The 11,865-nt window shown below is 71.6% G+C and carries 8 protein-coding genes and 1 tRNA gene; 3 read left to right on the top strand and 6 right to left on the bottom strand.

The genetic code is table 11. The annotated features are described in order from the left end of the window. Positions 1-7 precede the first annotated feature (7 nt). Positions 8-250, top strand: coding sequence for a hypothetical protein (locus tag LPA41_RS01895; RefSeq protein ID WP_229067826.1), 243 nt, complete (start codon positions 8-10; stop codon positions 248-250). A gap of 115 nt (positions 251-365) precedes the next feature. On the opposite strand, the gene LPA41_RS01890 is transcribed toward LPA41_RS01895, so the two are convergent. Continuing rightward, on the bottom strand, positions 366-1,454 hold the full coding sequence (locus tag LPA41_RS01890) for an ABC transporter ATP-binding protein (protein ID WP_229067825.1): 1,089 nt from the start codon (positions 1,452-1,454) through the stop codon (positions 366-368). Between the two features lie 137 nt (positions 1,455-1,591). Here LPA41_RS01890 and LPA41_RS01885 point away from each other — a divergent pair. Further along, positions 1,592-1,668 (top strand) — tRNA-Thr (locus LPA41_RS01885). 283 nt (positions 1,669-1,951) lie between these two features. After that, positions 1,952-3,040, top strand: a complete 1,089-nt coding sequence (locus LPA41_RS01880) for a PQQ-binding-like beta-propeller repeat protein (RefSeq protein ID WP_229067824.1) — start codon at positions 1,952-1,954, stop codon at positions 3,038-3,040. Here LPA41_RS01880 and rlmB read toward each other — a convergent pair whose 3' ends face one another. From rlmB to LPA41_RS01855, 5 genes are all read right to left on the bottom strand, one after another. Next, the gene (gene rlmB, locus LPA41_RS01875; RefSeq protein ID WP_229067823.1) at positions 3,041-4,171 is read right to left on the bottom strand and encodes a 23S rRNA (guanosine(2251)-2'-O)-methyltransferase RlmB; all 1,131 of its coding nucleotides are present in this window, start codon (positions 4,169-4,171) and stop codon (positions 3,041-3,043) included. It abuts the gene before it with no gap. Next, positions 4,171-5,586, bottom strand: coding sequence for a cysteine--tRNA ligase (gene cysS / locus LPA41_RS01870; protein WP_229067822.1), 1,416 nt, complete (start codon positions 5,584-5,586; stop codon positions 4,171-4,173). Before cysS ends, rlmB begins: the two co-directional genes overlap by 1 nt. A gap of 78 nt (positions 5,587-5,664) precedes the next feature. Further along, positions 5,665-7,317 carry a S8 family serine peptidase gene (locus tag LPA41_RS01865; protein ID WP_229067821.1) on the bottom strand — a complete coding sequence of 551 codons (1,653 nt, stop codon included), beginning with the start codon at positions 7,315-7,317 and terminating at the stop codon, positions 5,665-5,667. Between the two features lie 78 nt (positions 7,318-7,395). Next, positions 7,396-8,793: an aspartate ammonia-lyase gene (locus LPA41_RS01860; protein ID WP_229067820.1), complete on the bottom strand. Its 1,398-nt coding sequence runs from the start codon at positions 8,791-8,793 to the stop codon at positions 7,396-7,398. Further along, positions 8,790-11,711, bottom strand: coding sequence for a BTAD domain-containing putative transcriptional regulator (locus tag LPA41_RS01855; protein WP_229067819.1), 2,922 nt, complete (start codon positions 11,709-11,711; stop codon positions 8,790-8,792). The genes LPA41_RS01860 and LPA41_RS01855 overlap by 4 nt, the downstream gene beginning before the upstream one ends. Positions 11,712-11,865: the final 154 nt, after the last annotated feature.

Below are 11,865 nucleotides of genomic sequence, written 5' to 3'. Positions count from 1 at the left end.
TGTAGCCATGAGTGAGGCACGCGCCGTCGAGGCGCTCCGCGAGGAACTACGCCGGCTGGCGGCCGGCCCGGGCGAACGGGTGGACCTGTGGGTGCCCGCCGAGCTGACGATCGGCGGCGCGCCCGAACCCACGGACCGGACGGGTCTCGGCATGGCCCTGATCGTCGACACGGCGCTGTCGCTGGGCCTCTGGCCGGACGGTTTCACCGAGGGCACCGGCGGGCGGACATACCACTACAAGACCGCCTGAGGCGTACGATTTCGGCGGCGTGAGCGCGGGTCCGCGTACTCGATGGCCGTTGCGCGGACCCGGAGAAAGACGCATGGCCTCCCCCGGAGGGAAGGCCATGCGCGGTGGGGCTGCGTCAGATGCGGAAGCCGGTGCCCGCGTTGAAGACGTGCAGGGCGGTGGTCTGCGGCTTGATGTAGACCGTCTCGCCCATGTTCGGCATGTAGCGGCGCTCGGTGCGCACCACGAAGCGCTCGGAGGCGCCGCCGACCTCGGAGTGGCCGTAGACGTTGGCGTCGGAGCCGAGGTCCTCGACCAGGTCCACGACGATCGGGAGCGCGTCCACCGAGTCGGTGACGACCTCGGCGGCCTCGGGACGGAAGCCGACGGTGACCTTGCCGTTGCCACCCTGCTGGGCGGCCGCGACCTGCTCACGGGTGAGCGGGATGGTCAGCGAGCCGAAGGTGGCGCCCGACTCGGTCAGCGGAACCGTCTTGATGTTCATGGCCGGGGAGCCCATGAAACCGGCGACGAAGACGTTGCCGGGGGTGTCGTAGAGCGCCCGCGGGGTGTCGACCTGCTGGAGAACGCCGTCCAGCATGACCGCGACCCGGTGACCCATGGTCATGGCCTCGACCTGGTCGTGCGTCACGTAGACGGTGGTGACACCCAGCTTGGCCTGCAGCGAGGCGATCTGCGAACGGGTCTGGACGCGGAGCTTGGCGTCGAGGTTCGACAGCGGCTCGTCCATGAGGAACACCTGCGGCTGACGCACGATCGCGCGGCCCATGGCGACACGCTGGCGCTGACCGCCGGAGAGCGCCTTCGGCTTGCGGGACAGGTACTCCTCGAGCTGGAGCAGCGCCGCTGCCTCCTTGACCGCCTTGTCGATCTCCGACTTCGGGGTCTTGCGCAGCTTGAGGGCGAACGCCATGTTCTCGTACACCGTCATGTGCGGGTACAGCGCGTAGTTCTGGAACACCATCGCGATGTCACGGGACTTCGGCGGGAGGTTGGTGACGTCCTTGTCGTTGATCAGGATGCGACCGCGGTCCACATCCTCCAGGCCGGCGAGCATGCGCAGGCTGGTGGACTTGCCACAACCGGAGGGGCCGACCAGAACAAGGAACTCGCCGTCGCCGATCTCGAGGTTCAGCTCGTTGACGGCGGGACGCTCAGAGCCCGGGTAGATCCGGGAGGCCTTGTCGTAAGTGACGGTAGCCATGGTGAATCGACTTCCTTTCCACCGGCAGGAACGTGCCGGACGATCCGAGTAGAAGGAACAGCCCCGCAAACGTAGTTCTTTTTCACCGACCTGCCAAGATGGCGACCGGATCACAGGACGTTATGCTGGGCTGGCCCGCCCCTGTAGCTCAGATGGCCAGAGCACCCGTCTTGTAAACGGGAGGTCGTCGGTTCGATCCCGACCGGGGGCTCCATCAAGCCCGCGCACCCGGGGCTGCTCTATGCCCAGCCACGCTCTGTGCCCAGCCACGCCGGACATGCCCGCCCATGGCGAGTTGTTGATCTGCTAGCGCTGCGAAATCGCGGTTCTGACCCCATGATCACAGCAATTTCGTAGCGCTAGCAGATCAAAAACGCCGCGGCTACTCAGGCGCCGACCGCGACAGGGCCCAGGGCAGCCAGCCCCTCCAGCCACCGATCCGGCATCGCGACCGCAACGGATCGATCCCGACCGGGGTGCCCGCTCGTTGATCTTGCATGAGTTCCGTTCTGGTGGCCGCCCTGATCGCGGCCCTCATGCTGCCCCCGCCATCCGATTGGACCCAGCCCGGTCACGGCCCGGGGGCGACCTACTACAACCCGCACGAGACGACGTTCAACCCGGACAAGGCCACGAAGCGCTGGGAGATCCCGACGCACGGGGCGCCGGACTGCGAGGTCGGCCGCGAGCCGCTGGTGGCCGGCGGCAGCGTCTACAGCAGCGTGCCGGGCGGCCTGGCCGCGCTCGACCCGGCGACGGGGGCGCGCCGCTGGTTCACCAAGCTGGTCCGCCGCGGTGTCACCCGGATGTCGGTCGCGGACGGCAAGCTGATCACGCTGACCTACACCTGTGACGGTCAGGGCAGTTTCCTGAGCGCGTTCTCGGCCTCGTCCGGCGCCCGGCTCTGGGACGTGACGCTCGGCGGGCCGGCGCAGGACATGGTGGTGGACCGGGGGGTGGCGGTGGTCGACACGCGGCCCGATTACACGCTCAGCACCACCGGGTACCGGATCGCCGACGGCGGCCGGCTGTGGCGGCTCACCGGCACCCGGGGCGACGGGCTGCTGTCGGCGGGCGGGCGGCTGCTGTTGCGGATCGAAGGCCGCGGTTCCCGGGCGGTCTCGGTCACCAGCGGCGCGACGCTCTGGACCACACCGCAGAACTGGTACGCCGTCGGCAGCGACCCCGCCGGCGGACGGTTCTACGTCGGCGGCGCCGGTGGCGGTCTCACCGCGGTCGACGCGGCGAAGGGCACCGTGATCTGGAAGTCCACCCTGCCCTCGCCGAACGTCACCGCCGACGAGAAGCGCGTCTACCTGCCCCGGTACCGCAGTGTGGTCTGCGTGGACGCCTCGACCGGCCGCAAGCTCTGGTCGGTGCACCTGCCGGAGTCGGCCGGGCAGCCGGTCCGGGTCGGTGCTCTGCTCTACAGCCCGTCCGGGCTGGGGTCACCGTTGTCGGTCGTCGACGCCGTGACCGGCAAGCCGCGCAAGGGTGGCATGCCGAGCGACGAGCACTATCCGCCGGTTGTCGCGGGCGGCCGCCTGTTCCTCACGGACGGCGACCGCCTGCGCGCGTACTTCTGATCAGCCGTGGGCGCGGCGGCGGCTGACCTCGGCCAGGGTCACCGCTGCCGCCACGCTGGCGTTCAGCGATTCCACGTCGGAGGCCATCGGGATGCTCACCCGCAGGTCGCACGTCTCGCCGACCAGGCGGGACAGGCCCCGGCCCTCCGAACCCACCACCACGAGCAGCGGGCCGACGGCCGCCTCGAGCTGGTAGAGGTCGGTCTCGCCGTCCGCGTCCAGCCCGATCGCGGTGAAGCCGGCCTTCTGCGCCGTCTTGATCGCCCGGGTCAGGTTCACCACCTGGGAGACCGGCACCCGCGCGGCAGCGCCGGCACTGGTCCGCCACGCGGTGGCGGTGATGCCGGCGGCACGCCGCTCGGTCATGAAGACGCCGTGCCCGCCGAACGCCGCCACCGACCGGATGACCGCGCCGAGGTTGCGCGGGTCGGTGATGCCGTCCAGGGCGACGAGCAGCGGGGCGGTCTGCTCCAGCGACGCGGCGACCAGGTCGTCGAAGTCCTCGTACGCGAACGGCGGCACCTGCAGGCCGACACCCTGGTGCAGCACGCCACCGGTCATCCGGTCGAGCTCGTTGCGGCTGATCTCCAGGATCGGGATGCCGCGGTCACCGGAAGTCCGGACGATCTCGGTGACCCGGTCGTCGATGTCGATGCCCTGCGCCACGTAGAGCGCGGTCGCCGGCACCAGGGCACGCAGTGCCTCCACCACGGGGTTGCGGCCGAGCAGCAGCTCGGGACCCTCTTTGGTGGGGTTGGACTTGCGGCCCGGCGCGACCCGGGGACCGCGCGGACCGGCCGCCCGGCCACCACGGACCGCCGCCGCGGTCGCCCGCGTCATGCTCGTGCCCCGGCCACCGCCGCGACCCCAGGTGGTGTCCTTGGTGCCCGGAACGCCGACCTTGGGTGCCCGGCCCTCGGCGGCTGCGGCCCGGCGCTCCTTGTCCTGCTTACGGGCGGTCTTGTCGGGCAGTTTCTCGGTGCCCGAGTAACCCTTGTGCCACGGCCGCTCGTCGGCGGGCAGGGTGCGGCCACGCCCCTTGAGGCTGCTCCGGTTCTTGCCGCCGGAGCCCATCGCCGCGCCCTTCTTCGAGGTGGCGCGCTTGCTCGCGTTGTGTGAATTTCCTGGCATCAGTGCTGCTCTCCTACCGTCCAGCGCGGCCCGGTCGGAGTGTCCTCCACCTGAATACCCGCGTTCTTGAGCTGGTCCCGCACCGAATCCGCGGCCGCCCAGTCTTTCCGTGCACGGGCCTGCGCCCGCTGTTCCAGCGCCAGGGCGACCAGGGAGTCGACCACCGGCTTCAGGTCGTTGCCGCTCTCGACGGCGTCCCACGCCTCGTCGAGCGGGTCGAGCCCGAGCACACCCAGCATGGCCCGGACCGCGGTGAGCGCGCCCCGGATGCTCGCCTCGTCACCGGAGGTGAGCGCGGTGTTGCCCTCCCGGACCGTGTCGTGCACGATCGCGAACGCCGCCGACGTGTTCAGGTCGTCGTTCATCGCCTCGGCGAAGGCCGGCGGCACCGCCTTGGGCCGGCCGCGGCCGACGACCTCGGTGGCGCGCCGCACGAAGCCCTCGATCCGCCGGTAGGCCACCGCGGCCTCACGCACCGCCTCCTCGGAGTAGTCGATCCGGGAGCGGTAGTGCGGGGCCGCCAGGTAGTAGCGCACCTCGACCGGGCGGATGCCGTCCGCGACCAGCGAGGTCAGGTCGATCACGTTGCCCAGCGACTTGCTCATCTTGGCCTCGCCGAGGTTGAGCAGCGCGTGGTGCACCCAGTATCGGGCGAAGCCGAGACCGGCCGCCCGGGACTGGGCGATCTCGTTCTCGTGGTGCGGGAACGTCAGGTCGAGGCCGCCGCCGTGGATGTCGAACTCGTCGCCGAGGTAGCGCCGGGCCATCGCGGAGCACTCGATGTGCCAGCCGGGCCGGCCCGCGCCCCACGGGGAGGACCAGTAGGCGTCGGACGGCTCGGTCTTCTTGACGCCTTTCCAGAGGGCGAAGTCGCGCTTGTCCCGCTTGTCGCGCTCGGGGGCGTCGCCCGCGCTGCGCATGTCCTCCGGCTTCTGCCCGGAGAGGGCGCCGTAGGCCGGGTAGGAGAGCACGTCGAAGTAGACGTCGCCGTTGCCCTCGGCTGCCACGTAGGCGTGACCGTCCGAGATCAGCGTCTGGATCAGCTCGTGCATCTCGGTGATGTGCCCGGTGGCCAGCGGCTCGTACGTCGGGGCCAGCACGTTCAGCGACCGGTAGTCGCGGTCCAGCAGCAGCCGGTTCTCGAACGCGATGGACCAGAACGGCCGCTTCTGCTCCAGCGACTTCTGCAGGATCTTGTCGTCGACGTCTGTCACGTTGCGGATGAAGGTCACCTCGTGACCGGTGTGCAGCAGCCAGCGCCGTAACACGTCGTAGTTGACCGCGGACCGCAGGTGACCGATGTGGGGTGGCGACTGCACGGTGAGACCACACAGGTAGATCCCCACCTGACCGGGCGTCATCGGGACGAAGTCCCGGACCGATCGGGTCGCGGTGTCGTACAAGCGCAGCGTCACCGTACAAGGGTACCGAGCGCCGCCAACGAAAAACGCCCTGCCCGTGTCGACACGGGCAGGGCGCTCTTCTTCCGAAGATCAACGACCGCCGACCGCCGCGTACGCGTCGACGATGCCGTAGCCGTAGAAGCCGTTGAACTGCCGGCCACCCTCGCAGTACGCGTCGAACTCGGCCGGCCGGCCCTCGTTCGCGTAGCTGACCAGGCGCGGTTCCGGGCAGGACTGCTCGGCCGCGGTGCGGTAGAGCTGACGCTCGACGGCCTTCGGGTCCATCGTCACGCCGCCACGGCGCCAGTCCCGCTTGCCGTACTTGCTGACGATCAGCGCGGCCACACCGGCGGCGTGCGGCGCCGCCATCGAGGTGCCCTGCAGGTACGTGTAGTAGCCGCACTTGCCGGCGTTCGTGCAGTCCTTGAAGACCAGGCCTTCACCGGCCGGCAGGATGTTGCCCGCCGCGTCGACCAGGCCCTCCTCGATCAGCACCTTCAGCGGGTAGCTGGAGAGGATCCGGTTGCCCGGGGTGTTGTAGGTCGGCGTGCCGAAGCCGTCCCGCGCGAAGCCGCCCGGCGCGGCGACCGAGATCTGCTCGACGCCGTAGTTGGAGTAGTCCGCCTTGCGCTTCGACGGGCCGACCGACGAGACGCCGATGACGTGCGGGCCCTCGACCGGGAGGTCCCAGCAGGAGTTGTTGTCGATCTCCCGCGGGTACGGGTCGGCGCCGTAGTCCGGGCTGGACACGTCGGTCCGCGGCTTGCCCAGGTCCTCGTGGTTGTTGCCGAGCGCGCCGACCAGGGTGACGCCCTTGCGGTGCGCGTAGTTCAGGGCCCGCTTCATGGCGGCGATGATGGCCCGCTGCTCGGCCTGGTCCTCGGCGCTGTCGGCCGGGTTGGCCGTGCAGTTGTAGAGCCAGGGGTCGACGTAGAACGACATGTTCACCACGTCGAGGCCGGAGTCGGCGGCGTGGGTGAGCGCGTTGACCACCGGGTCGAGGAAGAAGTAGCCGGAGTCCTGGCCACCCTTGAGCTCGACCAGGGTGACGTCCGGAGCGATGCCGGAGAGGCCGACGCCGTTGGCCGCGGCGCCGATCGTGCCGGCCACGTGGGTGCCGTGCCCGTTGTCGTCGGTGCCGATCGGGTCGACGCAGCTCGCGACCTCGCAGGCGCCGTCGACGTCGACCAGGTCGGGCGCGAAGTTGCGGGAGAGCTTGGTGCTGAAGTGCGGTGCCAGGTCCGGGTTGGAGGCGTCCAGACCGGTGTCCAGGATGCCGACGGTCACGCCGCGGTCGCCGGACTCGATCTTGCGAGCCTTGTCGGCGCGGACCATCGCGAGGCCCCACAGCTTGTCGTCGAGCGGGTCGAGCTTCTTCGAGCCGTGCGCGGCGGAACCACCACGCCGCACGTCGCGCTCGATCTTCTCGAGGCCGTTCGGCGCGCGGCCGATGGCCCGGCGCTCGCTGGCGCCGATCAGGGCGCCGGACTTCACGGCCTTGGTACCGAACCCGGTGTCGGCCGAGGTGACCCGGTAGACGCCGACGGCGTCGTTGCCGGTCACGATCGTGCCACCGGCGGCCTTGATGGCGGCGGTCGCCTCGGCGGCCGAGGTGCCGTCCGCGGCGACGACCGTGTAGTCGACCGCGTTGCCTGGCTCAGCCGTGGCCGAGCCAGGTACTGCGGCCAGGAAAGCGAGGCCGGTCGCTGTGACGACCGCCCCCGTGATGACGCGTCTCCTCATGGAATTCGCTCCTAGTTGGTTCGACTAGGGGAATCAGATCGAGAAACGTCGCTCAACACAAGATGAACGGCGGTCAATTTACGGACGGGTCATACGCAGCACGTCGAGCGCCTCGTCGAGCTGCTGCTCGGTGAGCTTGCCCGATGCGACGTGTCCGCGTTCGATCACGACCTCGCGGATGGTCCGGTCGGTGGCGAGTGCCTGCTTCGCGATCGCGGCCGCCTCGTCGTACCCGAGGTACCGGTTGAGCGGGGTGACGATCGACGGCGAGCCCTCCGCGTACGCCCGGGCCACCTCCTCGTTCGCCTCCAGGCCCACCACGCACCGGTCGGCCAGTTGCCGGGAGACCGCGGCCAGCAGCCGGATCGACTCGAGCAGGTTGCGGGCCATCACCGGCAGCATCACGTTGAGCTCGAAGTCGCCCTGGGTGCCCGCGAACGCGACAGTCGCGTCGTTGCCGATGACCTGGGCGCAGACCTGGCGGACCGCCTCCGGCACCACCGGGTTCACCTTGCCCGGCATGATCGACGAGCCGGGCTGGAGGTCGGGCAGGCGCAGCTCCCGGAGGCCGGCGCGCGGGCCGGAGCCCATCCAGCGGATGTCGTTCGCGATCTTGTAGAGGCCGGTGGCCACCACCCGCAGCTGACCGGACGCCTCGACGAGCGCGTCCCGGGCGCCCTGCGCCTCGAAGTGATCGCGCGCCTCGGTCAGCGGCAGGCCGGTCTCCTCGGCCAGCAGCCGGATCACCGCCGGGGCGAAGCCGGGCGGCGTGTTCACGCCGGTGCCCACGGCCGTGCCGCCGAGGGGCAGCTCGCCGAGCCGCGGCAGCGTGGCGGTGAGCCGTTCCACGCCGTTGGCGACCTGCTGCGCGTACCCGGAGAACTCCTGCCCCAGGGTGACCGGCGTGGCGTCCATCAGGTGGGTCCGCCCGCTCTTCACCACGCCGGACCAGGCCTCCGCCTTCTCCCACAGCGCCGCGCCGAGGTGTTGCAGGGCCGGGATCAGGTCGGCGCTGACGGCCTCGGTCGCGGCCAGGTGGATCGACGAGGGGAAGACGTCGTTGCTCGACTGCGACGCGTTGACGTGGTCGTTCGGGTGCACCGGGCGGCCCAGCTCGCGGGAGGCGAGCGTGGCGATCACCTCGTTGGCGTTCATGTTCGACGAGGTGCCCGAGCCGGTCTGGAAGACGTCCACCGGGAACTGGTCGTCGTAACCGCCGGCGGCCACGTGCGCCGCCGCCGTCGCGATCGCCTCGGCGAGGTCCTTCTCCAGCACGTTGAGGTTCGCGTTGGCCCGCGCCGCGGCACCCTTGATCCGGGCCAGGGCCCGGATGTGCGTCGATTCCAGCCCACGGCCGGAGATCGGGAAGTTCTCCACGGCGCGTTGCGTCTGCGCCCGCCACAGCGCGTCCGCGGGGACCCGCACCTCACCCATCGTGTCGCGTTCGATCCGGAAGCCGCTCTCGTCATTCGTCACGGTTTCATCCTCCCTCGCCCGTTCGCGGGTCGCCCGTCGATCGTAGTGATCCCCATCCGGTCGAAAAGATCACACGCGGCGGCCCGCAACCGCACGGCCTCCGGATCGCCGGGGTCCAGGCAGTCGGCAAGTCCGGCCCGGGCATGGGCGATGGAGTACGTGAGACGCGCGGCCGTGGCAAGGCGTAGTGCGTGCTCGTACATCTCCCGGGCCGCCCGGATGTCGCCGGCGGCCCGCAGGGTGGCCGCGTACTCGACGCGGAACTCGGCTTCGTGCCAGATGTCGTGCACCTTCTCCCCGTACGCCACGGCTTGCCGGTGCTCGGCGATCGCCTCGGCGTACCGGCCCTGGTCGCGCAGCACCCGGCTCCGGTCGTTGCCGGCGTCCGCGACGACCTCCTCGATCCGTTCCTGCCGGGCCAGACCGGCGGCGACCCCGATGTAGTGCAGCGCGCGGTCCGCGGGCATGGTGCCGGCCCGGTACCGGATCCGGGCGATGGACAGCAGCGTGGCGGCGACGACGCCGCGATCCCCGATCTCGATGCCGCGCATCAGCCGCCGGCGCACGTGGTGCAACGCCTCGTCGGTGCGTCCCAGCCGGCGCAGCACCTCGGCCAGGGTGGCGAGCGCCGCGACGACGTTCACCGTCTTCTGCCTGCTCAGGGCCGTCTCCCGGAGGAAGGTCCGGATGGCCTCGACGCTCTCGGCGAACCGGCCCTGCTGCCGGTAGAGCAGTGCCAGGTTGGCGTACGCGTTGCCGGTCCCACCCGTCTTCTCGCGGATCCGCACGGAGCGCAGCAGGTAGCGCTCGGCCGTCTCGTACTCGGCGGCCCGGGCGTACGCGGACGCGAGGTAGTTCGCGGTGACGGCTGTCGCGTAGTGGTCGCCGACGGCTTCGACCGTGGCCATCGCCGCCAGGTGCAGGTCCCGGATGTCGTCCATGTACCCGCGGGCGAACAGCGGCTGCCAGGCCGCCCGCGGGATCTGCCAGGCATAGTCCGGCCGCCCGCCCGCCGCGGCCGCCTCCACGAACGCCATCAGGCTCGGCCTCAGCCGTTCCAGCCGGGCGGCCGGGTCGGCAAGCGCCGCCAGCAGGTCCGGCCGGGCCGGCTCCCGGTCGCCCAGGTCACCGAGGACGCCCTCCCGGAAGCTCGGCGCGGCCGCCAGCACGAGCGTGTGCAGCTGGAGGTCCAGAGCCTGGGCCAGCACCGCCGAGCGTTCCGCGGCCGGCAGCTCGGCGGCGAACACCCCGGCGTACTGACGCAGCAGGTCGTGCATCCGGAACCAGCCCGGCTCCGGCTCGTCGACCAGGTGCACGTCGACCAGGTCGTCCAGCGCCGCCGCGGCCTCGTCCACGCCCAGTCCGGCGAGGGCGGCCACCGCGAGCGCGTCGAAGGTCGCGCCCGGATGGACCCCGAGCAGCCGGAACACCCGTCGCGGCAGGTCCGGGAGCTGGCGGTAGGTCAGGGTGAAGGCGCCGGCCACGGTCCGGTCCTCGGCCACCAGCTCGGGCAGGGCGGCCGCACCCATCCGGCGCAGCAGGTCGGCCACCCGCCAGCGGGGGCGGTGCACGAGGCGGGCGCCGGCCAGGCGTACCGCCAGGGGCAGGCCGCCGCAGCGCCGGACCACCTCGGCGGCGGCCTCCGGCTCGTCGCGCACCCGGTCACCGGCGATCCGTTCCAGCAGCGTGACCGCGTCGCCGGGGTCGAGCAGCGGCAGCGACACGACGTGGCCGCCGTCCAGACCGGCCAGCCGGCGCCGCGCGGTGACCAGGGTGAGGCTGCCCGGTGCGGCCGGCAGCAGGTCGGCGACCTGCGCACTGGAGGCGGCGTTGTCCAGGATCACCAGTACCCGGCGCCGGGCCACCTCGGTGCGCCAGCGCCCGATCCGGTCCACCGGCTCCAGCGGGATCTCGTCGGCGGCGACACCGAGCTGCCGGAGCAGGACGATGAGCGCGGCGGCCGGCTCGACCGGCGGCTGCTCGCTGTGGCCGCGCAGGTCGACGTAGAGGTGCGCGTCCGGGAACCGGTCACCGGCCCGGGCCGCGAGGTGCAGGGCCAGGGTCGACTTGCCGCTGCCGGCCATCCCGTCGATCACCAGGACGGCCGGGTCGGTCCGGCGGATCCGGTCCAGCAGGCGATCGACGAGGGCCGCCCGGCCGGTGAAGTCGCCGACCGTGCGGGGCAGGCAGCGCACCGCCGCCCGCACCTCAGCCCGGTCCTCACCGGCCAGGATGCCCCGGTGCAGTTCCTGCAGCTCCGGGCCGGGTTCGATGCCGAGCTCCTCGCTGAGCACCGCCCGGGCCCGCCGGAACTCGGCGAGCGCGTCGGCCCGCCGGCCGGACCGGTGGAGCGCGGTCATCAGCTGCCCGCGCAGCCGTTCCCGCAGCGGGAACTGTTCCACCCAGCCGGTCAGCCCGCCGATCAGCTCCCGGGCCTGCCCGGCGGTCAGTTCCAGGTCGGCCCAGTCCTCCACCGCCGTCGCCTGGCGCTCGTCCAGCACCGCGGCGGCGGCCCGGACCGCCGGCACGTCGATCTCCGCGCAGGCCGGGCCGCGTCGAAGATCGAGGGCCTGGCGGTACGCACGCCGCGCGGTCCCCGGGTCGCCGGCGGTCCTCGCCTCCGCCACCAGCCGCCGGAACACGGTGGCGTCCAGCTCCTCCGCGCCCGGCTGGATCCGGTAGCCGGCCGGGTCACTGACGATGACGCCCGACGGCAGCAGCCGGCGCAGCCGGGACACGCAGGTCTGCAACTGCCCGCGGGCGGTGGCCGGGGGCGTGGTCCCCCAGACCGCCTCGGTCAGCTCGCCCAGACCGACGACGCGGCCGGCGCGCAGCAGCAGCATGGCGAGCACCACCCGGTCACGTCCCGCCGTGATCGCGACCGTGCGCTCCCCGACGGTGACGGAGAGTGGCCCCATGATGCGGAAGTGCAAGGTCGTTCACCCGTTCCGTGTGCCGTGCCGGGAGCCTAACCGAGCACTGAGGACCGTAACGACAGCGGAACGAGAGCGGCCCGGTGCACCCTCGACAGGCGCCGCCCCGCCATGTGAGCGCCCCTTTCATGGCGGGGCG

Source organism: Actinoplanes sp. DH11, from assembly GCF_020873875.1.
GTDB lineage: Bacteria > Actinomycetota > Actinomycetes > Mycobacteriales > Micromonosporaceae > Actinoplanes.
The sequence above is the reverse complement of the archived record's forward strand: the minus strand, read 5'-3'. Positions and strand labels throughout refer to the sequence as shown.

Bases quoted from the DNA above. Each gene is read 5' to 3' on its own strand.
- LPA41_RS01880 (WP_229067824.1), top strand. From the start codon at position 1,952: ATGAGTTCCGTTCTGGTGGCCGCCCTGATCGCGGCCCTCATGCTGCCC.
- LPA41_RS01865 (WP_229067821.1), bottom strand. From the start codon at position 7,317: ATGAGGAGACGCGTCATCACGGGGGCGGTCGTCACAGCGACCGGCCTC.
- rlmB (WP_229067823.1), bottom strand. From the start codon at position 4,171: ATGCCAGGAAATTCACACAACGCGAGCAAGCGCGCCACCTCGAAGAAG.
- LPA41_RS01855 (WP_229067819.1), bottom strand. From the start codon at position 11,711: ATGGGGCCACTCTCCGTCACCGTCGGGGAGCGCACGGTCGCGATCACG.
- LPA41_RS01890 (WP_229067825.1), bottom strand. From the start codon at position 1,454: ATGGCTACCGTCACTTACGACAAGGCCTCCCGGATCTACCCGGGCTCT.
- LPA41_RS01895 (WP_229067826.1), top strand. From the start codon at position 8: ATGAGTGAGGCACGCGCCGTCGAGGCGCTCCGCGAGGAACTACGCCGG.